Annotated in this window: 19 protein-coding genes and 1 riboswitch; of the genes, 12 read left to right on the top strand and 7 right to left on the bottom strand. The window is 62.5% G+C overall.

The features are described from left to right. Nucleotides 1–40: 40 nt before the first annotated feature. A complete protein-coding gene (locus H9Q75_RS11280; protein ID WP_186567152.1) occupies nucleotides 41–2,032 on the bottom strand; it encodes a DHH family phosphoesterase in 1,992 nt (663 codons plus the stop codon). A 245-nt stretch (nucleotides 2,033–2,277) separates the two neighbouring features. Here H9Q75_RS11280 and H9Q75_RS11275 point away from each other — a divergent pair, with 245 nt between their 5' ends. Together H9Q75_RS11275 and H9Q75_RS11270 are read left to right on the top strand one after the other, a co-directional pair. Continuing rightward, on the top strand, nucleotides 2,278–3,345 hold the full coding sequence (locus tag H9Q75_RS11275) for a branched-chain amino acid aminotransferase (protein ID WP_186567150.1): 1,068 nt from the start codon (nucleotides 2,278–2,280) through the stop codon (nucleotides 3,343–3,345). An 81-nt stretch (nucleotides 3,346–3,426) separates the two neighbouring features. Continuing rightward, a riboswitch (Fluoride riboswitch) is annotated at nucleotides 3,427–3,501 on the top strand. Nucleotides 3,502–3,552: 51 nt separating this feature from the next. After that, nucleotides 3,553–4,731: a cation:proton antiporter domain-containing protein gene (locus H9Q75_RS11270; RefSeq protein WP_186567148.1), complete on the top strand. Its 1,179-nt coding sequence runs from the start codon at nucleotides 3,553–3,555 to the stop codon at nucleotides 4,729–4,731. Between the two features lie 122 nt (nucleotides 4,732–4,853). On the opposite strand, the gene metG is transcribed toward H9Q75_RS11270, so the two are convergent. Further along, on the bottom strand, nucleotides 4,854–6,812 hold the full coding sequence (gene metG / locus H9Q75_RS11265; RefSeq protein ID WP_186567146.1) for a methionine--tRNA ligase: 1,959 nt from the start codon (nucleotides 6,810–6,812) through the stop codon (nucleotides 4,854–4,856). Beyond that, nucleotides 6,802–7,632 carry a glycosyltransferase family protein gene (locus H9Q75_RS11260; RefSeq protein ID WP_186567144.1) on the bottom strand — a complete coding sequence of 277 codons (831 nt, stop codon included), beginning with the start codon at nucleotides 7,630–7,632 and terminating at the stop codon, nucleotides 6,802–6,804. Before H9Q75_RS11260 ends, metG begins: the two co-directional genes overlap by 11 nt. Before the next feature lie 197 nt (nucleotides 7,633–7,829). On the opposite strand from H9Q75_RS11260, the gene H9Q75_RS11255 reads away from it, so the two are divergent. Next, nucleotides 7,830–9,164, top strand: a complete 1,335-nt coding sequence (locus tag H9Q75_RS11255) for an MATE family efflux transporter (RefSeq protein ID WP_186567142.1) — start codon at nucleotides 7,830–7,832, stop codon at nucleotides 9,162–9,164. 58 nt (nucleotides 9,165–9,222) lie between these two features. Here H9Q75_RS11255 and H9Q75_RS11250 read toward each other — a convergent pair whose 3' ends face one another. Continuing rightward, the gene (locus tag H9Q75_RS11250) at nucleotides 9,223–10,824 is read right to left on the bottom strand and encodes an ABC-F family ATP-binding cassette domain-containing protein (RefSeq protein WP_186567140.1); all 1,602 of its coding nucleotides are present in this window, start codon (nucleotides 10,822–10,824) and stop codon (nucleotides 9,223–9,225) included. A gap of 229 nt (nucleotides 10,825–11,053) precedes the next feature. Between H9Q75_RS11250 and H9Q75_RS11245 the strand changes: the two genes are divergently transcribed. The 9 genes from H9Q75_RS11245 to H9Q75_RS11205 all read left to right on the top strand — a co-directional run bounded on the left by H9Q75_RS11245 (nucleotide 11,054) and on the right by H9Q75_RS11205 (nucleotide 19,684). After that, the gene (locus H9Q75_RS11245; RefSeq protein ID WP_186567138.1) at nucleotides 11,054–12,481 is read left to right on the top strand and encodes an aspartate ammonia-lyase; all 1,428 of its coding nucleotides are present in this window, start codon (nucleotides 11,054–11,056) and stop codon (nucleotides 12,479–12,481) included. A 157-nt stretch (nucleotides 12,482–12,638) separates the two neighbouring features. After that, nucleotides 12,639–13,481 (top strand): putative RNA methyltransferase, encoded by an 843-nt coding sequence (locus H9Q75_RS11240; RefSeq protein WP_186567136.1) that lies wholly within the window; start codon nucleotides 12,639–12,641, stop codon nucleotides 13,479–13,481. 171 nt (nucleotides 13,482–13,652) lie between these two features. Then, the gene (locus H9Q75_RS11235; RefSeq protein WP_186567134.1) at nucleotides 13,653–14,840 is read left to right on the top strand and encodes a DEAD/DEAH box helicase; all 1,188 of its coding nucleotides are present in this window, start codon (nucleotides 13,653–13,655) and stop codon (nucleotides 14,838–14,840) included. Between the two features lie 103 nt (nucleotides 14,841–14,943). Next, nucleotides 14,944–15,156: a PspC domain-containing protein gene (locus H9Q75_RS11230; protein ID WP_186567132.1), complete on the top strand. Its 213-nt coding sequence runs from the start codon at nucleotides 14,944–14,946 to the stop codon at nucleotides 15,154–15,156. Between the two features lie 151 nt (nucleotides 15,157–15,307). Next, nucleotides 15,308–16,222, top strand: a complete 915-nt coding sequence (locus H9Q75_RS11225; RefSeq protein ID WP_186567130.1) for a DUF2156 domain-containing protein — start codon at nucleotides 15,308–15,310, stop codon at nucleotides 16,220–16,222. 41 nt (nucleotides 16,223–16,263) lie between these two features. Further along, complete coding sequence (locus H9Q75_RS11220; RefSeq protein ID WP_186567128.1) at nucleotides 16,264–17,139, top strand: GNAT family N-acetyltransferase; 876 nt, start codon at nucleotides 16,264–16,266, stop codon at nucleotides 17,137–17,139. A gap of 175 nt (nucleotides 17,140–17,314) precedes the next feature. Next, nucleotides 17,315–18,181: a transporter substrate-binding domain-containing protein gene (locus tag H9Q75_RS11215; protein WP_341480945.1), complete on the top strand. Its 867-nt coding sequence runs from the start codon at nucleotides 17,315–17,317 to the stop codon at nucleotides 18,179–18,181. A 74-nt stretch (nucleotides 18,182–18,255) separates the two neighbouring features. After that, complete coding sequence (locus H9Q75_RS11210; protein WP_186567126.1) at nucleotides 18,256–18,975, top strand: amino acid ABC transporter permease; 720 nt, start codon at nucleotides 18,256–18,258, stop codon at nucleotides 18,973–18,975. Next, nucleotides 18,962–19,684: an ATP-binding cassette domain-containing protein gene (locus H9Q75_RS11205; protein ID WP_186567124.1), complete on the top strand. Its 723-nt coding sequence runs from the start codon at nucleotides 18,962–18,964 to the stop codon at nucleotides 19,682–19,684. The genes H9Q75_RS11210 and H9Q75_RS11205 overlap by 14 nt, the downstream gene beginning before the upstream one ends. 54 nt (nucleotides 19,685–19,738) lie before the next feature. On the opposite strand, the gene H9Q75_RS11200 is transcribed toward H9Q75_RS11205, so the two are convergent. From H9Q75_RS11200 to H9Q75_RS11190, 3 genes are all read right to left on the bottom strand, one after another. After that, nucleotides 19,739–20,914 carry a MalY/PatB family protein gene (locus H9Q75_RS11200; protein WP_186567122.1) on the bottom strand — a complete coding sequence of 392 codons (1,176 nt, stop codon included), beginning with the start codon at nucleotides 20,912–20,914 and terminating at the stop codon, nucleotides 19,739–19,741. Nucleotides 20,915–20,976: 62 nt separating this feature from the next. Continuing rightward, nucleotides 20,977–22,653 carry a DAK2 domain-containing protein gene (locus H9Q75_RS11195; protein WP_186567120.1) on the bottom strand — a complete coding sequence of 559 codons (1,677 nt, stop codon included), beginning with the start codon at nucleotides 22,651–22,653 and terminating at the stop codon, nucleotides 20,977–20,979. A 44-nt stretch (nucleotides 22,654–22,697) separates the two neighbouring features. After that, nucleotides 22,698–23,048: an Asp23/Gls24 family envelope stress response protein gene (locus H9Q75_RS11190; protein ID WP_186567118.1), complete on the bottom strand. Its 351-nt coding sequence runs from the start codon at nucleotides 23,046–23,048 to the stop codon at nucleotides 22,698–22,700. Nucleotides 23,049–23,192 lie beyond the last annotated feature (144 nt).

The raw sequence follows: 23,192 nt of genomic DNA, 5'->3' as shown, positions 1-23,192 counted from the left end.
CAGGCGGCTCTGCGCGGCTCCCGGTTTTTCTGCGCTGGGGTCATTCATCCTCAAAATACTGGTCGATGGCCCTCAGCAGGGAGCGGGCGGCGGAGTCCAGGGTGGCACTCTGAATCTGTGCGCCTGCGGTGGCGGCGTTGCCGCCGCCGCCCAACTTCTCCAGAATCACCTGCACGTTCACATCTCCCATGGAGCGGGCCGAGACGATCACCCGGTCTCCGTCCGGGAAGAGCACAAAGGAGGTGTCAATGCCCGAAATGTTCAGCAGCTCATCGGCCGCCTGGGCGGCCGTCACCCGGCCGACAGTGTGGTCCACCACGGCCACGGCCACCCCGTCCCGGTACATGCGGGCGTTCTGGATGATGTCGTAGCGGGCGATAGTGCCCTCCAGGTCGTTTTGGAAGAGCTTCTTCACGTCCCCGGTGTCCGCACCGGAGCGGCGCAGGAAGGCCGCGGCCTCAAAGGTGCGGCTGCCGGTGCGCATGGTAAACTGCTTGGTGTCCAGCACCACGCCGGCCAGCAGGGCCTCCGCCTCTGCCCGCAGCAGATCGGCGGGCTCCAGCAGATACTGCAGAAGCTCAGTGACCAGTTCGCTGGCCGAGGAGGCATAGGGCTCGTGAAAATTGAGGGCGGCGTTGGAAATATAGGTGGCCGCCCGGCGGTGGTGGTCAATGACCGCCACCTTGTTCACCGCGGCCAGCAGATCCTCGCTGACCACCTGCTCCGGGCGGTTGGTGTCCACCACCACCAGCAGGTCGCTGGCGTCCGCAAGGACGAGGGCGTCCTGGGGGGAGACAAAGACCTCATGGTACTCGGGCAGAGCGGCCAGCCGCTCCACCATATCGCTGGCGGGGTTCTGGCCCGGCTCCCGCACAATACACACCGGAGTGCCCTTCTTGCGGGCAATGGCGCATACGCCGGCGGCCGCGCCGATGCAGTCTAGGTCGGGGAATTTGTGGCCCATGACCAGCACCCGGGACGCGTCGGCCACCAGCTCCCCCAGGGCGTTGGCCATGACCCGGCTTTTGACCTTGGTGCGCTTCTCCAGCTCCTTGGTGCGCCCGCCGTAGAACTCAAAGTTGAATTTGTTTTTCACCACCGCCTGGTCGCCGCCCCGGGAGAGGGCCATTTCCACCGACAGGGAGGCGTACTGGAACAGATCCTGGAAGCTGTCCGCATCCTTGCCGATCCCGATGGACAAGGTGGCGGGAATGCCGTTGGGGCTTACGATGTCGTGCACGGTGTCCAGCAGGTCAAACTTCTTTTCCTGGAATTGGGCCAGACAGCGCTCCTCAAACACAAAGAGATAACGGCCCCGGTCATAGCGGCGGAACAGGCCCTGGGCGGGAGCCGCCCAAGCGGCCATCTTCTCCTCAATTTCGCTGAGCAGGGCGGATTTGGCGTTGTCGCTGATGCCCTTCATCAGCTCCTCATAGCTGTCCAGGGTAAGGATGGCCACCACTGGACGGTTGGCATAATAGGCGTCGCGGGTCTGGGCAAAGTCGGTAATATCCACCCAGTAGGTGGTGGCCAAATAGCCCCGGCTGCTGGAATCCTCGGTGCGCACCAGGTGGCCGAACACCAGGAAGCGGCGCTGATCCAGCCGGACCTCGGTGGGACATTCGGTCTTACCCTCCATCAGCCAGCGGGAGGAGAAGTCGGGCACTGCGTCGGTGATCTTCATGTCAAACATGTGCTCCCGCTCCCCGGTGATCTGGAGAAAGCGGCTGTTGGACCAGATGACCTCGTCGTTCTCCGGCCGGAAGATGACCATGGGCAGGGGGGAGTTGACCATGGTGTCCTTAGTGGCCGAATCCATATTGGTGCTCACCCGCTCGATATAGTTCAGAATTTCCTTCTGGCGCTGGGCATTGCTGCGGCGGAAATAGAAATAGAGGATGGCCACCACAACCAGCTCCGCCACAGCCATGGGCCAGGAAAAGAGCAGAGAGATCAGGGCAAAGATCAGCAGAAAGAGAAAATAGAGCCGGAGACTCGGCTCCAGCAGATGGGTCAGTTTGTTTTTTCGCATGGAGACACCTCCCAAAGGCCGGCTCTGCTGCCGGGGTGCGGTAAAGGCGGAAAACAGCCGTGTATACGATTATTATACCAATATTTCAGCGCGAAAACAAGTCTGCTTGCGTCCTTTGTTGCAGCCTGCTATAATAAGAAATCAGAGAATCCCGCCATTGTATCATGCTTTACATTCTTTTTTGGCCTGAACTGTCATACTGGGCAGTATCAAAAAAATAAACTATCTCTCGGGAGGCCGTCAATATGAAAACATTTCCCGTCCAGTACGCCGCCGTGCGCAAGGACAAGCCCGACCCGGACACCCTGGTGTTTGGCCGCAGCTTTACCGACCACATGTTTCAGATGGATTACACCGAAGGGAAGGGCTGGCACGACGGGCGCATCGTCCCCTACGGCCCTCTGCCCCTGGAGCCCTCCGCCATGGTGTTCCACTACGCCCAGGAGGTCTTTGAGGGGCTGAAGGCCTATCGTAATCCCCAGGGCAAGGTGCAGCTCTTCCGCCCCATGGAAAATGTGCGCCGCATGAACAACTCCTGTGAGCGCATGTGCATTCCACAGCTGGACGAGGAGACCGCCCTGTCCGCCATTGAACAGCTGGTGGAGCTGGAGGCCGACTGGGTGCCCTCCAAGCCGGGCACCTCCCTGTATATCCGGCCCTTCATCATTGCCACCACCCCTACTCTGGGCGTCCACGCGGCCCACAATTACATCTTTGCCATCATCTGCTGCCCGGTGGGCTCCTACTATAAAGAGGGCATCAACCCGGTGCGCATCTATGTGGAGAGCCGGGACGTGCGCGCCGTCCGGGGCGGCACGGGCTATGCCAAATGCGGAGGCAACTACGCCGCCTCCATCCGCGCAGGGGAACAGGCCGAAAAGCAGGGCTATGCCCAGGTGCTCTGGCTGGACGGTGTGGAGCGCAAATATATTGAAGAAGTGGGCTCCATGAACGTGCTCTTCAAGATCAACGGCACCGTGGTCACCCCAGCCCTTACCGGCTCCGTGCTGCCCGGGATCACCCGCAAGTCCTGCCTGGAACTGCTCAGAAGCTGGGGCGTTCCGGTGGAGGAGCGCCTCATCACCGCCCAGGAGCTCTTTGACGCCGCCGAGGCCGGCGCTCTGGAGGAGGCCTTTGGCTCCGGCACCGCCGCCGTGGTCTCCCCCATCGGCGAGATGGGCTGGAACGACCGGCACGTGGTGGTCAACGGCGGGCAGATCGGTCCCCTGACCCAGCGCCTGTACGACACCCTCACCGGGATCCAGTGGGGCACGCAGCCCGACCCCTTTGGCTGGATCACCAAGCTGGACTGACGCGCCGGTCGGGCCGCCCCGAAGGGCGGCCCGACCGGGCCCTTGACAGCGGGGGCCGGCTCTGGTAAAATAGCTCCGCAATTTCATCACGGGAATGAAGTGCTCCCGCGGCCGACAGGCCGGAACCGCCTTTTGGCTGATGACTTCTGCAAACTGTTGCAGGGGGCATTGGCTTTTTTGCTGCCCTCTGGGAGGAGTGCGCATCCTATGCTGACCAGTATCGCCTATGTTTTCCTGTTCGGCCTGGCCCTGGGGAGCCTGGCCAAACGGCTGTATATGCCGTCGCTGGTGGGCATGCTGCTGGCCGGTATTCTGCTGGGGCCCTATGGGTTTGATCAGCTCTCCGGTGAGCTGCTGGCCATCTCCGCCGATCTGAGGCAGCTGGCTCTGGTCATCATTCTGCTCCGGGCAGGATTGTCCCTGGAGCTGGACGATCTGAAGCGGGCGGGACGGCCCGCCCTGCTCATGTGCTTTGTGCCCGCCGCCTGCGAGGTGCTGGGTATGTGGCTGCTGGCCCCGCGGCTGCTGGGGGTCTCCCCCCTGGACGCCGCCATTATGGGCGCGGTGGTGGGGGCGGTGTCCCCTGCGGTCATCGTGCCCAGGATGCTCCGGCTGATGGAGGAAGGGTATGGCGCGGCAAAAGGGATTCCACGGATGGTCCTGGCTGGGGCCTCGGTGGACGACGTGTTTGTGATTGTCTTGTTTACCTCCTTTACCGGCATGGCCCAGGGGGGGCGCTTTTCCCCCGCCGCCCTGGTGGGAGTGCCCGTGTCCATTCTGCTGGGCGGCGCAGCGGGGCTGGCACTGGGCCTGCTTCTGGCGGAGTTGTTCGCCCGGCTGCAGATGCGGGATTCCGTCAAGGTGCTGCTCCTGCTCGCCCTGGCCCTGCTGTTGTTGGAGCTGGAGCATGCGCTGGAGGGCACCCTGCCCTTCTCCGGCCTGCTGGCGGTGATGGGGGCCGGGCTGGGCCTGCGCCGATGGAGGCCCCGGACAGCCGGGCGGCTCACGGCCAAGTTCGGCAAGCTGTGGGTGGCCGCTGAAGTGGTCCTCTTTGTGCTGGTGGGCGCCCAGGTCAACCTGCCCTATGCCGCCTTGGCCGGTCCTAGGGCGGTGGCCGCCGTGCTGGGCGCCCTGTGCTTCCGGGCCGTGGGGGTGCTTCTGTGTCAGCTGGGCGGCGGGCTCAACGGGAAGGAGCGGCTGTTTGCTGTGCTGGCCTACCTGCCCAAGGCCACGGTCCAGGCAGCCATCGGCGGTGTGCCCCTGGCTATGGGGTTGTCCTGCGGCGAGACAGTGCTCACCGTGGCGGTCATCGCCATCCTGGTTACCGCCCCCCTGGGCGCCCTGGCCATCGACGCCGCCTACCGTAGATTGCTGGAAAAGGCATAGAGCAAGGGCGGCGGAACGCATCACGTTCCGCCGCCCTTTTGTTTCACAGAATTTTCGCCGCCCACGGCGGCGAGGGGACTATTTCGTATCCAGGGGGGATGTTGTCCCCGCCTGGACCTAAGTCAGCACAGCTTCGCGCCGGCCGGGATGGCATCGTCCACCATGAGCAGGTGGAGCTTCTCTTCCCCATTCTCTTGGTGCACGGCGGAGATGAGCATGCCGCAGGAGTCCAGCCCCATCATCTTCCGGGGGGGCAGGTTGAGGATGGCCACCAGAGTCTTGCCCACCAGCTCCTCCGGCTCATAGTAGGCGTGGATGCCGGAGAGGATCTGCCGGTCAATACCGGAGCCGTCGTCCAGGGTGAAGCGCAGAAGCTTTTTGCTCTTCTTCACCGCGTCGCAGGCTTTGACCTTCACCACCCGGAGGTCGGACTTGCAGAAGGTGTCGAAATCCACAAACTCCTCGGTGTAGGGCTCCAGCTCAATGGCCGGCCCCTTGGCCGCCGCCACGGCGGCCTCCAGCTGGGCGAGGGCCTGGTCCAGGTCGATGCGGGGGAAGAGGTTTTCCCCCTTGGTCACCGTGACCGTAGGATTCAGGGAGCCCCACACCCCGGCGCTCTCCCAGGTGCGGCAGCCCTCACAGGCGCCCAGCTGGGCAAAGAGCTTGTCCATGGACTGGGGCATGAAGGGGGTCAGCAGCACGCCGCAGATGCGGGTGGTCTCCAGCAGGTTGTAGAGCACCGCGGCCAGACGGTCCCCGTTGGCCTGCAGATCCTTGGCCAGCACCCAGGGGGCGGTCTCGTCAATATACTTGTTGGCCCGGGCGATGACCTTGAATACCTCGGCCAGGGCGTTCTGGAAGGCGAACTGCTCCATCTGCTCCTCATAGCGGTCCCGCAGGGTGGAGACCATGTTCACCAGCTCGTCGTCCAGCGCGTCCGCCCGGCGGCCGGCGGGCAGGGTGCCGCCGAAGTATTTGCCCGCCATGGCGGTGGTGCGGGAGAGCAGATTACCCAGGTCGTTGGCCAGATCCACGTTGATGGTGTTGATGAGGGCCTCGTTGGAGAAATTGCCGTCGGAGCCGAAGGGGAAGGTGCGCAGCAGGAAGAAGCGCAGGGCGTCCACCCCGAACTGCTCGGCCAGCACATAGGGATCCACCACATTGCCCTTGGACTTGCTCATCTTGCCGCCGTCCAGCAGCAGCCAGCCGTGGCCAAACACGTGCTTGGGCAGGGGCATTCCCATGCTCATGAGCATGGCGGGCCAGATGATGGAGTGGAAGCGGACGATCTCCTTGCCCACGAAGTGGACATCGGCGGGCCAGAAATTGTCGTAGTCGTCGTACTTGTCGTTCATGAAGCCCAGAGCGGTGGTGTAGTTGAAGAGCGCGTCGATCCACACATACACCACGTGGCCCGGGTCAAAGTCCACGGGCACGCCCCAGGAGAAGGAGGTGCGGGAGACGCATAGGTCCTCCAGGCCGGGCTTGATGAAGTTGTTCACCATCTCGTGGACCCGGCTGCGGGGCTGCAGGAAGTCGGTGTTCTCCAGCAGGTCCTGGATGCGGTCGGCGTACTTGCTCAGCCGGAAGAAGTAGGCCTCCTCCTCCGCGTCCTGTACCTCCCGGCCGCAGTCGGGGCACTTGCCGTCCTTGAGCTGGCTCTCCGTCCAGAAGGACTCACAGGGCTTGCAGTATTTGCCCTTATAGGTGCCCTTGTAAATGTCCCCGTTCTCGTACATCTTCTTAAAAATCTTCTGGATGGCGTGGACATGGTAGTCGTCGGTGGTGCGGATAAAGCGGTCGTTGGAGATGTTCATCAGCTTCCACAGGTCCAGCACGCCCCGGGGGCCCTCCACAATATTGTCCACAAACTGCTGGGGGGAAACTCCGGCCTCCCTGGCCTTGTCCTCAATCTTCTGGCCGTGCTCGTCCGTGCCGGTGAGGAACAGCACGTCGCAGCCCTTGAGCCGCTTGTAGCGGGCCATGGCGTCGGTGGCCACGGTGCAGTAGGTGTGGCCGATGTGCAGCTTGTCGCTAGGGTAGTAGATGGGGGTGGTAATATAAAATTTCTCACGGTTCATCTGAGGATTCCTCCCTATGGCTTTCTTTGGTATCGCAGGCCGTCCCCAGCTGGGAGACGTTGCGGAGCAGAGTCAGGGCAGAGGTCAAAAGCATTAAAATGGCAAAGCAGTAGAGCAGGGTGGAGGGCAGGTCGTGCCGGTCGGCCAGGGTGACGATGGAAAAATACACGCCCAGCAGGGAAAACAGGGCCGAGCGGGCCGCCTTTGGCCGCTCAAAGGAGAAGCCGGCCGTAAAATACAGGCCCAGCAGGGCGGCGATAATGGCCAGGATCTCATAGATATAGTCCAGCTGGACCGGGTCTCCGGCCCGTACCTGATAGGCAGCGATGAGCCACACACAGAAGGTGTAGGCCGGCATAAGCAGGGTGAAGTTATACTTCCCGCGGCCCTCGCCCCGGTAATTGTTCCGGCCGGTGGACAGTACGCACACAGCGGACACCACACACAGGACCGCCAGGATCAGGCGTAGCATGGAGGTGTTCTCCCGCTGCACAAAGTCCAGGAGCATCCCCGCGGCCGCAGCCAGCAGGGCAAAGGCCGAGAGCACCATGCAGGTCATGTAGGCCGTGCTCCCCTTGGCGGAGAACGCCTGGTCATAACCGCCGGGCAGGGGGCAGTTCCGGCAGCCCCGCACCAGCACCAGCAGCACCGCCGCCATGGCGATGGAGAGCAGGATAAGCGCCCAGGTGGCGGGCATGCCCGGGATGGGCAGGCCGGTCTCCGGCTCAAAGGCGGTGCGAAGGCCCCAGGCGCGGAGGGCGCAGCCCACGGCGCCGCCGGCCACGGCCACGGCGGGCGCGGCAATATAGTTTCTGTCCATAGACATACCTCTCAAGGAACGAAGATAGCTTGGATATTCTAAACATGCAGTATACCATAGTTTTCCGCAAAACGCACGGGATTTCTGGCATTTTTCAAAAATCATGCTATAATGAATGTCGCGTCCGCCGTCCGGGCGGAGCGGACAGGCCCGCCCGCCTCCGAAGCGGCGCAATTTAAACGGATAAGGATGGTCCTATGCACACGGATTTGACACAGGGGAGTGTCACCGGCTCCATGCTGCGCTTTGCCGCGCCTCTGATCTTAAGCAATCTGCTCCAGCAGCTCTATAACGTGGCCGACACCCTCATCGTGGGGCGGGTACTGGGGGCGGAGGCCCTGGCCGCCGTGGGCTCTGCCTTTACGCTGATGACATTTCTTACCTCAGTGATCCTGGGCCTGTGCATGGGCAGCGGGGCGGTGTTCTCCATGCTCTGGGGCGGAAAAAGGGAGGAGGAGCTCAGGTCCGGCCTGTTTGTCTCCTTTGTGCTGGTGGGGCTGGTCACACTGGTCATCACCGCCCTGGCCCTGCTGCTGATGGGGCCCATTCTGACCGCCCTGCAGATTCCGGACAGTGTGCGGGGCGGCATGGCCGACTACCTGCGCATCATCTTCGTGGGGCTGTTTTTTACCTTTGTCTACAACTACATGGCCTCGGTGCTGCGCGCCCTGGGGAATTCTCTTCTGCCCCTGCTGGTGCTGGGCTGCGCGGCGGCGCTCAACATTGTGCTGGACCTGTTTTGCGTGCTGACGCTGGACATGGGGGTGGCGGGGGCCGCCCTGGCCACCGTCATCGCCCAGTCCGCCTCCGCTGGGGGGCTGACTCTCTGCGCCGTCCGCTGGGCCCCCGGACTGCTGCCGGAGCGGCGGCACCGCCGCTTCCGCCGGGACCTGGCGGGAAAGATCGCGGGCTACTCGGTGCTCACCTGCCTGCAGCAGTCGGTGATGAACTTCGGCATCCTGATGATCCAGGGGCTGGTGAACTCCTTCGGCGTCAGTGTGATGGCCGCCTTTGCCGCGGCGGTGAAGATCGACGCCTTCGCCTATATGCCGGTGCAGGACTTCGGCAACGCCTTTTCCACCTTTATCGCCCAGAACTACGGAGCCGGGGAGACCGGCCGCATTCGGAAGGGGATCCGCTCGGCAGTGGTCACCGCGCTGGCGTTCTGCGTGGTCATCTCGGTTCTGGTGGCGCTTTTTGCCCCTCAGCTGATGGGACTGTTTACCCAGCCAGGGGAGACGGAGATCGTGGCTGTGGGCGTGGAGTACCTGCGCATTGAGGGGGCCTGCTACTGCGGCATCGGCTGCCTGTTCCTGCTCTACGGCCTGTACCGGGCCATCGGCCGGCCCGCCATGTCTCTGGTGCTGACGGTAATCTCCCTGGGGACCCGGGTGGCCATGGCCTATGCCCTGGCGCCTAACCCGGCCTTCGGTCTGAAGGCCATCTGGTGGGCCATCCCCATCGGCTGGGGCCTGGCCGACTTGGCGGGCTTTTTGTGGTATCGGTTTGGCGTGCTCCGCCGGGGCATCTGAGCGCGGCGAGAGATGAGACAGGGGCGCCCCCGAGGGGGCACCCCTGTCTTGGCTTCGGTTACGCGCGGGCCTCCGACGTACTCTCCAGATACTCGTCGTAGGTCATCTTGCGGTCGATGAGCCTGCCGTCGGAGGTGAAGTCAAACACCCGGTTGGCCACGGTCTGCACCAGCTGGTGGTCGTGGGAGGAGAAGAGCATGTTGCACTTCACCGCCTCCAGCCCCTTGTTCAGCGCGGCGATGGACTCCAAATCCAGATGGTTGGTGGGCTGGTCCAGCAGGAGCACATTGGCCCCGGAGAGCATCATGCGGGAGAGCATGCACCGCACCTTCTCCCCGCCGGAGAGCACCTTGACCGGCTTGTACACCTCGTCCCCGGAGAAGAGCATCCGGCCCAGAAAGCCCCGCAGATAGGCCTCGTGGGGGTCGGAGGAGAACTGGCGCAGCCACTCCACCAGATTTTCGTCGTGCCCCTCGAAGAAGGCGGTATTGTCCTTGGGGAAATAGGAGAAGGTGGCGGTCTGGCCCCACTTCACCGTGCCCTCGTCGGGCTCCAGCTCCCCGGTGAGAATTTTAAAGAGCGCGGTGTGGGCGTTCTCGTTGTCCCCCACGAAGGCAATCTTGTCCCCATGGCCCACGATAAAGCTTACCTTGTCCAGCACCTTTACCCCGTCGATGGTTTTGCTCACGTCGGTGACGAAGAGGATGTCCTTGCCCACCTCCCGGTCGGGGGTGAAGCCCACGAAGGGGTAGCGGCGGGAGGAGGCGGGCATCTCCTCCACGGTCAGTTTGTCCAGCAGCTTGCGCCGGGCGGTGGCCTGCTTGGACTTGGACTTGTTGGCGGAGAAGCGGGAGATAAAGTCCTGCAGCTCCTTGATCTTCTCCTCGTTGCGCTTGTTCTGGTTCTTGATCAGGGACTGCACCAGCTGGGAGGATTCGTACCAGAAGTCATAGTTGCCCACGTACAGCTTGATCTTGTTGTAGTCGATGTCCACGATGTGGGTGCAGATGGTGTTCAGGAAGTGCCGGTCGTGGGACACCACGATGACGGTTCCCTCAAAGTCCAGCAGAAAGTCCTCCAGCCAGTTGACGGCGTTGATGTCCAGATTGTTTGTGGGCTCGTCCATCATCAGGATGTCGGGATTGCCGAACAGTGCCTGGGCCAGCAGCACCTTCACCTTCAGCCGGGCGTCCAGGGTGGCCATGTCGTTGTAGTGCAGCTCGGTTCCGATGCCCAGGCCCTGGAGAATGCGGGACGCGTCGGACTCGGCCTCCCAGCCTCCCAGCTCGGCAAACTCCTCCTCCAGCTCGCAGGCCTTGATGCCGTCTTCCTCGGTCATCTCCTCCTTTTCGTAGAGGGCGTCCTTCTCCTTGCCGATGTCATACAGCCGCTGGTTGCCCATAATGACCGTGTCCATCACGTTGTATGCGTCGTAGGCATTCTGGTTCTGCTTGAGCACGGACATGCGGGTCTTGGGCAGGATGTTCACCTCGCCGGAGGTGGGCTCCAGCTCGCCGGAGAGGATCTTGAGAAAGGTGGACTTGCCCGCGCCGTTGGCGCCAATAATGCCGTAGCAGTTGCCCTTGATGAATTGCAGGTCCACGTGAGAAAAGAGGGGCGTCCCGCTGTAATTCAGCCCCAGGTCGGTCACAGTGATCATGGTAAGCTCCTTATCGCGCACAGATGTGCCTGATTTATCCAAGCTAGTATACCACAAATCTGCGCCAAAGCAAGCCTTTCCGGACTGTATTGCAGGGAGAGAGGTTCCGCGTGCCGCACTTGGAGCATAAAACAGTAAAATATTTTGCAGGAGTACTTGCAAAAAAGACAGAGTAATGCTACAATACAACTGCAAAATTGAAAGATGACCTGCAAAGGAGAGAGGCACCATGGAAGAAGCAACGACTCTTTATCGCTCTGAGCACGACTCGGTGGGAGAGCGTGCCGTCCCAAAGGACGTATATTACGGCGTGCAGTCCCTGCGGGCCGCGGAGAACTTCCATATTACCGGCCTGACCATGCATCCGGAGCTTATCAACTCCATCGCCCAGATTAAAATGGCCTCGGCTATTACCAACTATGAGATCGGCCTGCTGGACAAACGGGTGGCCGACGCGATCGTTGCCGCCTGCGAGGAGATTGTGGAGGGTAAGCTCCATGACGCCTTTATTGTGGACCCCATCCAGGGCGGCGCGGGCACCAGCCTGAACATGAACGCCAACGAGGTCATCGCCAACCGGGCCATCGAGCTGCTGGGCGGCGAGAAGGGGGACTACAGCCTGGTTAACCCCAACGATCACGTCAACTACGGCCAGTCCACCAACGATGTGTTTCCCTCCGCGGGCAAGCTGGCGGTACTCAAGCTTCTGGTGCGCGCCCAGATCCAGCTGGAGCGCCTGTACAAGGCCCTGGTGGAGAAGGCAGACGAGTTTGACGATGTGATCAAGATGGGCCGCACCCAGATGCAGGACGCGGTGCCCATCCGCCTGGGTCAGGAGTTCAGGGCCTACAGCGAGGCGGTGCGCCGGGATCTGGCCCGGTTCGAGCGGGCCAAGGACGAGATGCGCTGCCTGAACATGGGCGGCACGGCCATCGGCACCGGCATCAACGCCGACGAGCAGTACCTGCGCCGCATTGTGCCCAACCTGTCCAAGGTCACCGGGCTGAACTTGGTGCAGGCATTCAATCTGATTGACGCTACACAGAACCTGGACGAGTTTGTAGCGGTCTCCGGTGCGGTCAAGACCTGTGCGGTGAACCTGTCCAAGATGTCCAACGACTTGCGGCTCATGTCCTCCGGGCCCCGTTGCGGCTTTAACGAGATCAACCTGCCCCCCCGGCAGAACGGCTCCTCCATTATGCCTGGCAAGGTCAACCCGGTGATTCCGGAGGTGGTCAATCAGGTGGCTTTCAACATCATGGGCAACGACCTGACCATCACCCTGGCCGCCGAGGCCGGCCAGCTGGAACTCAACGCCTTTGAGCCCATCATCTTCTGGAATCTGACCCACGCGGTGGAGTTTCTGACCTACGCGGTGAACACCCTGGTGGACAACTGCATTGTGGGCATCACCGCCAATCGGGAGCGATGCCGGGATATGGTGGAGCACAGCGTGGGCATAATCACCGCCCTGTGCCCCCACGTGGGCTATGAAAAGGCGGCCGAGGTGGCCAAAAAGGCCATTGAGACCGGTGCGCCGGTGCGGGAGCTCATCCTCCAGGAGGGCCTGCTGGACGAGGCCTCCCTGGACAAGATCCTGGATCCCTACTCCATGACCGAGCCCGGCATCTCCGCCAAGGAGCTGCTGGAGCGGTAAGGGTTACATAGAAGGGGGTTCCGGCCAACTGGCCGGAGCCCCCTTTTCATCGGATCATGGGAGAGTCGGAGAGGCTGCCCAGCGGCCGGCCTGGTCCGCGCCGGCTGTTATTTTTCCGAAAACTGTGCTATCATAGCTCCGGAAGGAGAGATGCCCTGTGAGTCTATTCTGCTGTCCGCACTGTGCCGCGCCGCTGGAGCGGGGGGAACGGGCCTACACCTGCCCCAGCGGCCACTGCTTTGACCGGGCCCGGGAGGGCTATGTCCACCTGCTGCCCGCCAACCGGATGCACTCCAAGATGCCCGGGGACGACAAGGGCATGGCCGCAGCCCGCAGCCGATTTCTGCGCAGCGGGTATTATGCCCCCCTGCGGGATGCCCTGTGCGCCCTGGCCCTGGCGCACACCGCCGGGCTGGAGCGGCCAGCGGTGCTGGATGCGGGCTGTGGGGAGGGATACTACACCGCCGGGCTCTATGAGGCCCTGACCGCTGCCGGGCGGCGGCCGAGGCTGGCCGGGGTGGACCTGTCCAAGCCCTCGGTGCGGCACGCGGCCAAAGGGCTGGCGGAGGCGGAGTTCGCCGTGGCCTCGGTCTATCGCCTGCCGGTGGGGGATGGGGCGGTCGACCTGCTGGTGGACTGTTTTTCGCCCCTGGCCCTGGAGGAGTTCCGCCGGGTGCTCCGCCCGGAGGGGGCCTTTTTCTATGTGACGCCCGCCGCCCGCCATCTGTGGGAGCTCAAGCAGGTGCTCTATGACGCGCCCTATCCCAATCGGGAGGAGGCGGTGGCCTATGAGGGCTTTGACTATCTGGACATCGTTCCGGTGGAGGCGCGGCTCCCCCTGCCGGACCGGCAGACCATCGCCGACCTGTTCCAGATGACCCCCTATTACTGGAAGACCCCCAGGGAGGGGGCGCGGCGGCTGGCGGAGCTGGACCGGCTGGATGTGACGGCAGCCTTCCGCATCCATGTGTTCCGGCGGCGGGGCGGGGGCCCTTTTTAGCGCCGGAGGGATATGGATTGCATTTTTATCCCGACTATGATACACTTTTTGAGACAGATTTGAGGTCGCGCCCCTCTGGGTGAGGCGGGCGTTGGGTGCGAAACGGGGTTTCGGCTGCCTGTGTGGGACCTTGAATCAGGCAAGCTGTGAACAGAAAGGAATTTTGTGCCCATGGAAATCAACGGTGAACAGACAAACGAGGTGGTCCGCTACGACCAGCTGGGGCTCTCCCCCGAGGTGATGCGGGCCATTGAGAAGAAGGGCTACGTCCAGGCCACCCCGGTGCAGGCCGGGGCCATCCCCTATTTTATGGAGTGGAGGGACGTTATCGCCAAGGCCCCCACGGGCACGGGCAAGACCTTTGCCTTTGGCATCCCCATGGTGGAGCATGTGGATCCCTCCGGCGAGGATGTGCAGGCCCTGGTCCTGGCCCCCACCCGGGAGCTGGCGGTGCAGATCCAGGAGGAGCTGCGGGACCTGTGCGAGTTCAAGGAGGGGGTGCGCACCGTCTGCCTGTACGGCGGCGCTCCCATTGACAAGCAGATCAACACCCTGAAGAAGAAGCCCCAGATCGTGGTGGCTACCCCAGGGCGGCTGATGGACCACATGAAGCGGCGCACCGTCCGCCTGGACAAGGTGCAGACCGTGGTTCTGGACGAGGCCGACCGGATGCTGGACATGGGCTTTGTGCGGGACGTCACCCGCATCCTGGACCAGCTCAAGGGGCGGAGGAACCTGGGGATGTTCTCCGCCACCATCTCCCGGGAGGTCATGGACATCTCCTGGGTGTACCAGAGGGACCCGGTGGAGATCACCGTGCGCCCGGTGGAGGACTCCAAGCCTGACATTACTCAGTACCGCATTGACCTGGACGGCCGGGAGCAGAAGCTGGACACCATCGCCGCCCTCATCACCCACGGCGGGTATGAGCGGGCCATCGCCTTCTGCAACACCAAGAACATGACCGACCGGCTGGCCGGGCTTCTGAAGATGCGGGGCATCTCCTGCGAGGCCATCCACGGGGACATCCAGCAGCGCATCCGGGAAAAGACCCTGGAGAAGTTCAAGAAGGGCGAGGTCAAGGTGCTGGTGGCCACCGATGTGGCTGCCCGGGGCCTGGACATTGACGACGTGGACGCAGTGTTCAACTACGACGTGCCCGACGAGATGGAGAACTACACCCACCGCATCGGCCGCACCGGACGGGCCAAGCGCCACGGGGTAGCCTACACCTTCATCGCCACCATTACCGAGGGCATCCGCATGGACGAGATTGTGCGCAATACCCGGGCGGAGGTGCAGCGGCTGAAATACGACAAGGACGGCTGCCTGATGCTGGTGGAGGAGTCCAAAAACTGAGCGGTCGGGCGTAGAAGGTAACTCTTATTAGATTTTAAGGTTTGATTCAGGATTTTTTAACACATCTGTGGTATCCTGTAGATACAGAAAAGGAGGCGTCCCCATGAATGAACCCAAAAAGCTGTATCGTATTGAACAGGGAGCCAAGCTAACCGGCGTGTGCGGCGGCGTCGCCGAATATTTCAATATTGACGCCAACATCGTCCGCCTGATCTGGGTGATCGTAACCCTATGCTCCGTGGGAGCTGGCCTGATCCTCTATATTGTGGCCAGCGTTCTTCTGCCGAAGAAGAGCGATGTGTATCCAGGATACTGAAGACGCGGGAGCGAGGACGGGTCCCGGCCTTTGGCCGGGACCCGTCCTCGCTATGTCCTCGCTATGTGGGAGAGACGGTTTTGCTTGCCAAACGGAGGCGTTCATGATAACATAGCGCTATACTTGGGAATCTGAGGAGACGAGACACCGTATGATCGCATTTCAAACGCCGCAGCTGTCTGACAAAGCCTGGGTGGATACCCTGCTGGCCCGGGCCGACTACCGGGGCTGCGACTATAATTTTACCAACCTGCTGGTCTGGAGCCGGGCCTACCATCAGCAGATTGCCCGGGTGGGGGATTTCCTGGTAACCCATCTGTGCGGACGCATGGGGTGCAGCTATATGTACCCGGCGGGTGTGGGCGACGTGGCCGGTGTGATCCGGACGCTGGAGCAGGACGCCGCCCAGCGGGGAGAGCCCCTGCGGCTGGTATGCCTGACGCCCCGGCAGATGGCTGAGCTGGAGGAATTTTTTCCCGGCCAGTTTGACTACAGCGCCGACCGGGATGGTTATGATTATCTATACGAGATTGACCGCCTGGCGGATCTGGGGGGCAAGAAGCTTCACGCCAAGCGCAATCACATTAACCGTTTTATCGAGAGCAATCCCAGCTGGGTGTACGAGGAGATTACCCCGGAGAGCCTGCCGGAGTGTCTGGAGATGGATAAGGAGTGGTACCGGCGCTCCCTTCCGCGGGAGGGGGCGGCGGAGGAGCGCGACCTGGGAGACGAGGGCATTGCCCTGCGCACCGCCATGGAGCACTACCACACCCTGGGCCTGGAGGGTGGCCTCATCCGGGTTTACGGGGAGGTGGTGGCCTTTACCATGGGTGACCGCCTGTGCTCCGACACCTATGACGTCCACTTTGAAAAGGCCTATGGAGAGCTCCAGGGGGCCTATGCCATCATCAACCGGGAGTTTGCCCGCTGGGTGCGGGAGCGCCACCCCGAAGTGAAGTACCTCAACCGGGAGGACGACATGGGTGTGGAAGGGCTGCGGAAGGCCAAGGAGAGCTATTATCCGGACCTGATGGTGGAAAAGCATACCGCAATTCTGCGGGCCTGATTAGGCCTGGCTGTAATCACTGCTATGAGGAGGTGCGCCCTATGATCCGGATCCGCCCGTCCAGGCCGGAGGAGGCCCAGGCACAAAAGGAACTCTGGAGAAAGGCTTTCGGCGACGAGGACCGCTATATTGATTGGTTTTACGAGTGCTGCTGGAAACCGGAGGATATGCTTCTGCTGCTGGAGGACGGGGCGCTGGCCTCCATGCTGGCCCTGCTCCCCATGGAGATCGCCCTGCCCGGCGGAAAGACGGCCTCGGCCTACTACGTCTATGCCCTGGCCACCGACCCCGCCGCGCGGAAGAAGGGCTATGGGCGGCAGCTGCTCCACTATGTGGACTTCCACCTGCGGGCCCGGGGCGTGGACTGTGTGACCGTGGTGCCCGCCGAGCCAAGCCTGCATAAATTCTTTGCCACCGTGGATTTTCAGCCCGGCTTTTCCCTGCGTAAGCTGGAGCTGCTGCGGAATATGGTTGCCCAGCCGGGCGCCGGAGCCGCGCAGCCGGTGGAGCCGGCGGAGTACGGCCGGATCCGGGACGGCCTGCTGGAGGGGCTGCCCTTTATCCGCTACGGGAAGGAGCTGATCCGCTATCAGCAGGGCATGTCCCAAATGGCGGGGGCCGGACTCTACAGGGTAGAGGTGGACGGCGTGGTGGGTTGCGCCGCTGCGGAGTATGTGGACGCACAGAGCCTGCTGCTCAAGGAGCTGGTGATTCCGAGGCCCCAGATGGCCGGCGCGGTGGCGCAGCTGGCCGCCCTGCTGCCTGCCGCCCGCTATCACGTGCGCACCCCCGCCGCGTGGGACGGCCTGCCCGGCAGCTATATCCAGTCCTTCGGCATGCTCAAATGGTACAGCCAGGCCAAGCGCGCCGCCTGGGGCCAGGGGACCCACGGATACATGGGTCTGGGCTTTGACTGAGACCCGCGGCCGTCAGAGGGGCCGGAAGCAAAACTGAACAAAAGGGCGGAGCCGGACGGCTCCGCCCTTGGTTTTTTGGTGCCTTTGACGAATGAATAAATATTGCATTTTTGTGAATAAAGTGTATAATGGGGGGTACCTGTTCAAGGAAATCAGGAATGAGGAGATTATGACAATGAAAAATATGAAGAAGCTGCTTGCCCTGGGCCTGTCCCTGGTTATGAGTGTAAGCCTGCTGGCCGCCTGCTCCGGCGGCACCCAAGGCGGCGCTGCCGACACCCCCGCCCCCTCTGGCTCCGCGCCCGTGGGGACCGACACGCCAGCGCCCGGGACTGATGCGCCTGTCGAGCTGACCACGGTGGAGGCCGGCAAGCTGATCCTCTCCACCAATGCGGAGTTCCCTCCCTATGAGATGCTGGACGACAATGGCGAGCCCATCGGTATTGACATGGAGGTAGGCGCCGCCATCGCGGAAAAGCTGGGCCTGGAGTTGGAGATCATGGACATGGGCTTTGACGCGGCCCTGCTGGCCGTTCAGAACGGCCAGAGCGACATCGCCATGGCCGGCATCACGGCCAATGAGGAGCGCCGGGAGGTCATGGACTTTACCGACTCCTATGCCACCGGCGTGCAGGTGGTCATCGTCAAGGAGGGCTCCGACGTGACCCTGGACAACTTGGGCGACTATATGATCGGCACCCAGATGGGTACCACCGGCTACATCTATGCCTCCGACACTGTGGAGAACGGCGGCTACGGCGAGGACCACGTGATCGGCTATGACACTGGCGCCATTGCCGTACAGGCCCTGGTCAACGGCCAGATCGACGCCGTCATCATTGACGACAAGCCCGCCCAGTCCTATGTGGAGGCCAACGAGGGCCTGACCATTCTGGAAGGCGAGTGGGCCGTGGAGGACTATGCCATTGGCGTGCAGAAGGGCAACACCGCCCTGCTGGAGGCGGTCAACAACGCCATGGCCGAGCTGAAGGCCGACGGTACCTTCCAGTCGATCGTGGACAAGTACATCAACGCTGACTGAGCCAATGACATATCCGGCGGAAGGACGGCCACGGGCCGTCCTTTTCCCGCTGTTTAAAAGAGAGGAGGGGCCGCATGGAAGCGTGGCTGGCTGACTTTGTCAACGGCTTTACCAAGGCCTTTATCACCGGAGACCGCTGGAAGCTCTATCTGAAGGGCCTGGGGACCACCTTGGAGATCACCGTCATTGCCCTCGTGATCGGCGTGGTGCTGGGCGTGCTGGTGGCGGTGATCCGCACCGCCCATGACCAGCAGCGCCCCGGCCGCTGCAGCCCGGTGTTGGGGATTCTTAATTTTATCTGCAAGATATACACCACGGTCATCCGCGGCACGCCTATGATGGTCCAGCTTCTCATCTGGTCGGGGGTTATCTTTGCCACCAGCCGCAACTTCACCATGGTGGGCGCCTTGGGTGTGGGCGTCAACTCGGGCGCCTATGTGGCCGAAATCGTCCGGGGCGGTCTGATGAGTGTGGACGTGGGGCAGTCTGAGGCGGGCCGCTCCCTGGGCCTGGGCTATCTGGACACCATGCGTTTTATCGTCATACCCCAGGCCTTCAAGAATATCCTGCCGGCCCTGGGAAATGAGTTCATCACGCTGTTCAAAGACACCTCCCTGGTCTCCGCCATCGGCGGGGCCGAGTTGATCTATTACGCCAAGGCGGTGGGCACCAAGACCTTTGACGTGATGTACCCCTACATCGGTATCGCCTGTATGTACCTGGCTGTGGTTATGGTCCTGACCTGGCTCCAGGGCAAGCTGGAAAGGAGGCTGCGCCAAAGTGATCGACGTTAAACACCTCTCCAAGTCCTTTGGCGACCACCTGGTGCTGGACGACCTCTCCGAGCATATCAGCCCCGGGGAAAAGGTGGTGGTCATCGGGCCCTCCGGCTCCGGCAAGTCGACCTTCCTGCGCTGCCTCAACCTGTTGGAGACGCCCAGCGCCGGCACCATCACCTTTGACGGGATGGAGATCACCGCCCCCAAGGCGGACATTGACGCCATCCGCCGCCAGATGGGCATGGTGTTCCAGCACTTCAACCTGTTCCCCAATATGACCATCCGGAAAAACATCACCCTGGCCCCGGTGCGTACCGGCCTGATGAAACAGGAGGAGGCCGAGGCCGAGGCGGAGAAGCTCCTCCGCCGGGTGGACCTGCTGGAGAAGGCGGACGCCTATCCCGCACAGCTCTCCGGCGGGCAGAAGCAGCGCATCGCCATTGTCCGCGCCCTGGCCATGCGGCCCAAGCTGATGCTCTTTGACGAGCCCACCTCCGCCCTGGACCCTGAGATGGTGGGCGAGGTGCTGGAGGTCATGAAGGAGCTTGCCGACGAGGGTATGACCATGGTGGTGGTGACCCACGAGATGGGCTTTGCCCGTGAGGTGGGCACCCGGGTGCTCTTTATGGACGGGGGCCATATCCTAGAGCAGAACGAGCCCCATGCCTTTTTTGCAGATCCCAAGGAACCCCGCACCAAAGAGTTCCTCTCTAAGGTGCTTTAAACCGGATAAAAGAGGCGGAGCCGCAGCGCGGCTCCGCCTCTTTTCATTTCTGCCTCAGCGGGGCAGGTTCCGGCGGCCGGCGGCGGCGTCCAGCCGCTCCAGCGCCTTTTGCAGATGATAGCGGGGGCAGGCGAGTACCAGCCGCTCAAAGCCGCTGCCCTCGGGGCCGAAGAGATAGCCCTCGTCGGTGAAGACCAGGGCATCCTCCCTCAGAAAGCGCTCCTGCTCCTCCGGCGTCAGGCCCAGGCAGGAGAAGTCCGCCCACAGCAGGTAGGTGCCCTCCTGGGGAGCAACCTTAACAGAGGGAAATTTTTTTGAGAGAAAATCCACTGCGTATTCATAATTTCCCCTCAAATGGACCACAAGGGCGTCCAGCCAGGCTTCGCCGTGCTCATAGGCCGCCCGGGCTGCGGCCAGGCCGAAGTAGTTGTTGAAAAAGCCCGTGTGGGCTGTGCCCGCGTCCCGGAAGCGGCGGCGCAGCTCCCGGTCGGGGATAAGGATGCTGGCGGTGGACAGCCCGGCCAGGTTAAAGGTCTTGCTGGCAGAAACCGCCACGATGCAGCGCTCCTCAAACCGGGCAAATACGCTGTGACGGTGGGGGGCAAAGACAAAATCAGCGTGGATCTCGTCGGAAAAGACCAGCACGCCGTGCCGGCGGCAGATGTCGGCCACCCGGCTCAGCTCCTCCCCGGTCCAAACCCGTCCGGTGGGGTTGTGGGGAGAGCAGAGCAGCAGCAGCTTGGACTCAGGCCGGGCGCAAAGGGCCTCCAGGCCGTCAAAATCCATCTCCCAGCATCCGTCGCTGCGCCGCAGGGGATTGGCATACAGCTTCCTGCCAGCCGCGCCGGGAACGCTGCGGAACGGGGGATAGGCGGGGGACTGGTAGATCACCGCCTCGCCGGGCTTGGTAAAGGCATAGACCGCCTGAAGAATGGCGTGGACCACGCCGAAGGTGCTGACCAGCCACTCGGGCCGGATCTCCCAGCCGTGCCGGCGGGCCATCCAGCCGGCCAGGGCGGAGCGGAAGCCGTCCTCCGCCACGGTGTAGCCGTAGACCCCGAAGTCCACCGCCTCCCGCAGGGCGGCGGTGATCTCCGGGGCACAGAGCAGGTCCATATCGGCCACGGAGAAGGGGATCACCTCCGGGTCGGACACCCCCTGCCGCTCCAGCTCCGCCCATTTCTCTGCGCCCATGCCGCGGCGGGGGCGCAGGGTGGTAAAATCGTACATGCCGCATTCTCCTCTCTGTGTAAAAAACACGGGGCGGCCTTGGCCGCCCCGCGCTTAACGCTTTATTCCGCAGAGATCATATAGTAGTAGACCGGCTGTCCGCCGGAGAACAGGGTGATCTCGGCATTGGGGCAGGCGTCGGTAAAGATTTTCAGGGCCTTCTGGGCCTCCTTGTCCGACACGTCCTCCCCGTAGAAGATGTTGATAAACTCCGCGTTCTGCTGGGGCTCGGCCTCCGCCAGGCGTCGCAGCAGCTTATCCAGCTTGCGGTCGGTGCCGAACAGCTGGTGCTCCGCCAGGGCCAGGTAATCGCCGCGCTTGATGGCAAAGCCGTCAAAATCGGAGTCCCGGGCGGCATAGGTGATTTCGCTGGTGTGTACGCTTGCGATGGCCTCGCTCATGGCGGCCACATTGGTCTGCTGGTCCGCCTCCGGGTCCATCAGCATCAGCGCGGAGATGCCCTGGGGCACCGTTTTGGTGGGGAGCACCACCACCTGCTTCCCCTCGGCCAGGGGGATGCACTGCTCGGCGGCCATAATGATGTTCTTGTTGTTGGGCAGCACAAACACGATCTCTGCCGGGGTGCGGTCGATCTCCCGCATAATATCGTCCGTGGAGGGGTTCATGGTCTGGCCGCCGCTGATGACCCCATCGGCCCCCAGGTCGCGGAACACCGCGGCCAAGCCTTCGCCCGCAGCCACGGCCACCACGCCGTACTTCTTCTCCGGGGCCGCCACCGTGTGTCCGGACGGCGCGGCCTGGTGGTCGTCCTCCAGGTCGTCGGTGCTCTGGATGTGCCGGCCGGCGGCCAAATCCTCCGCCTGGGTGCGCATGTTCTCAATCTTGGCCAGCTCCAGGGTGCCGTACTTCTGGGCCTCCGTGAGGGCGGCGCCGGGAATGTCCGTGTGGACATGGACCTTAAACGCGTCGTCATCCTCGCCGATGACCAAGCTGTCCCCAATGCTGTTCAGATAGGCCTGGAGACCCTCCAGCCCCTTGTTCACCGTCTTGCGGACAATAAACACCGTGTCAAAGGTAAAGGTGATCTCCTCGGCGGCAATGGCGGCGTAGTCGGTTTTGGACTCCGACCTGGCCTGGGTGCCGTCCCCCTCGGGCATAGGCTCGCCCCGGAGGGAATCCAGCATGCCCTGCAGAATAACCAGGAAGCCCTTGCCCCCCGCGTCCACCACACCTGCCTTCTTGAGCACCGGGTTCTGGTGGATGGTATTGGCCAGGGCGGTATGTCCCTCGGCGATGGCGGCCTCCAAAACAGCCTGGGGGTCGTCCGGAGTGTCCCGGGCGGCGGCTGCGGCCTGAGCGGCCGCCAGACGGGAGACGGTCAGAATGGTACCCTCAGCGGGCTTCATCACCGCCTTGTAGGCTGCGGCCACGCCAAAATCCAGGGCGATGGCCAGGTCCCGTCCGTTAATGGTCTCCTTGTCCTTGACCGCCTTGGCAAAGCCCCGGAAGAGCAGGGAAAGAATGACGCCGGAATTGCCCCGGGCGCCCCGCAGCAGGGCGGAGGCGGTGGTGCCGGCGGCCTCCCCCACGGTGCGGGGCTGCTTCTTGCGCAGCTCGGCAGCGGCGGTGGAGATGGTCAGGCTCATATTGGTGCCGGTGTCCCCGTCGGGTACGGGGAATACGTTGAGCTCGTTAATCTGCTGTTTCTGAAGATTGAGGGCGGCCGAAGCGTGGACAATGGCCTGGGCAAACGACGCGCCGTCAATGCACTCTCTCATGATGTTCCTTCCTTTCGATGGACGCCGCGCAGGGCGTGGATCGCTCAGCCGATGACCATGGAGTCAATGCACACATCCACACTGCGGACCTGGGCACCGGTGTACTGGCTGACGATGTAGCGCACCTCGCTCATAATAGAGCGGCTGACCGCCATGAGGTTGACGCCGTTGTCCACGATGATGTGCAGTTCAATGGAGACGCTGTTGTCCTCGTGATAGGTCACCTTAACCCCTTTGGACATGGACTCCTTACGCAGCAGGTGTACCAGCCCGTCGGTCTTGGAGCGGACGGCCATCCCCTTCACGCCGTAGCAGTTGACTGCGGCCGCGCCGGTGATATTGGAGAACACCTCGTTGCTGATGGAGATCTCGCCCTTTTCGGTTTGCAGCTTCATGGAATCCCTTCCTTTCGTGGAAAATACCTGGCAGGAGCTCCGCCGGTGGGCGGAGGTGATTTCTTTTCATTCGTTGTTCTATTGTAGTCTATTTTTGTACAAAATACAAGGGAAAAAAGTTACGCGGGCTACTTGTAATTTGTA

The sequence above is a fragment of the Lawsonibacter celer genome (genome assembly GCF_014281125.1).
In the GTDB taxonomy this organism is placed as follows: Bacteria; Bacillota; Clostridia; order Oscillospirales; family Oscillospiraceae; genus Lawsonibacter_B; species Lawsonibacter_B celer.
This window is presented reverse-complemented; position numbering and strand designations above follow the sequence as displayed.

What these genes read in the sequence shown, in the direction of transcription:
- H9Q75_RS11280 (WP_186567152.1), bottom strand. Translation starts at nt 2,032, where the DNA reads ATGCGAAAAAACAAACTGACCCATCTGCTGGAGCCGAGTCTCCGGCTC.
- H9Q75_RS11275 (WP_186567150.1), top strand. Translation starts at nt 2,278, where the DNA reads ATGAAAACATTTCCCGTCCAGTACGCCGCCGTGCGCAAGGACAAGCCC.
- H9Q75_RS11270 (WP_186567148.1), top strand. Translation starts at nt 3,553, where the DNA reads ATGCTGACCAGTATCGCCTATGTTTTCCTGTTCGGCCTGGCCCTGGGG.
- metG (WP_186567146.1), bottom strand. Translation starts at nt 6,812, where the DNA reads ATGAACCGTGAGAAATTTTATATTACCACCCCCATCTACTACCCTAGC.
- H9Q75_RS11260 (WP_186567144.1), bottom strand. Translation starts at nt 7,632, where the DNA reads ATGGACAGAAACTATATTGCCGCGCCCGCCGTGGCCGTGGCCGGCGGC.
- H9Q75_RS11255 (WP_186567142.1), top strand. Translation starts at nt 7,830, where the DNA reads ATGCACACGGATTTGACACAGGGGAGTGTCACCGGCTCCATGCTGCGC.
- H9Q75_RS11250 (WP_186567140.1), bottom strand. Translation starts at nt 10,824, where the DNA reads ATGATCACTGTGACCGACCTGGGGCTGAATTACAGCGGGACGCCCCTC.
- H9Q75_RS11245 (WP_186567138.1), top strand. Translation starts at nt 11,054, where the DNA reads ATGGAAGAAGCAACGACTCTTTATCGCTCTGAGCACGACTCGGTGGGA.
- H9Q75_RS11235 (WP_186567134.1), top strand. Translation starts at nt 13,653, where the DNA reads ATGGAAATCAACGGTGAACAGACAAACGAGGTGGTCCGCTACGACCAG.
- H9Q75_RS11230 (WP_186567132.1), top strand. Translation starts at nt 14,944, where the DNA reads ATGAATGAACCCAAAAAGCTGTATCGTATTGAACAGGGAGCCAAGCTA.
- H9Q75_RS11225 (WP_186567130.1), top strand. Translation starts at nt 15,308, where the DNA reads ATGATCGCATTTCAAACGCCGCAGCTGTCTGACAAAGCCTGGGTGGAT.
- H9Q75_RS11220 (WP_186567128.1), top strand. Translation starts at nt 16,264, where the DNA reads ATGATCCGGATCCGCCCGTCCAGGCCGGAGGAGGCCCAGGCACAAAAG.
- H9Q75_RS11215 (WP_341480945.1), top strand. Translation starts at nt 17,315, where the DNA reads ATGAAAAATATGAAGAAGCTGCTTGCCCTGGGCCTGTCCCTGGTTATG.
- H9Q75_RS11210 (WP_186567126.1), top strand. Translation starts at nt 18,256, where the DNA reads ATGGAAGCGTGGCTGGCTGACTTTGTCAACGGCTTTACCAAGGCCTTT.
- H9Q75_RS11200 (WP_186567122.1), bottom strand. Translation starts at nt 20,914, where the DNA reads ATGTACGATTTTACCACCCTGCGCCCCCGCCGCGGCATGGGCGCAGAG.
- H9Q75_RS11195 (WP_186567120.1), bottom strand. Translation starts at nt 22,653, where the DNA reads ATGAGAGAGTGCATTGACGGCGCGTCGTTTGCCCAGGCCATTGTCCAC.
- H9Q75_RS11190 (WP_186567118.1), bottom strand. Translation starts at nt 23,048, where the DNA reads ATGAAGCTGCAAACCGAAAAGGGCGAGATCTCCATCAGCAACGAGGTG.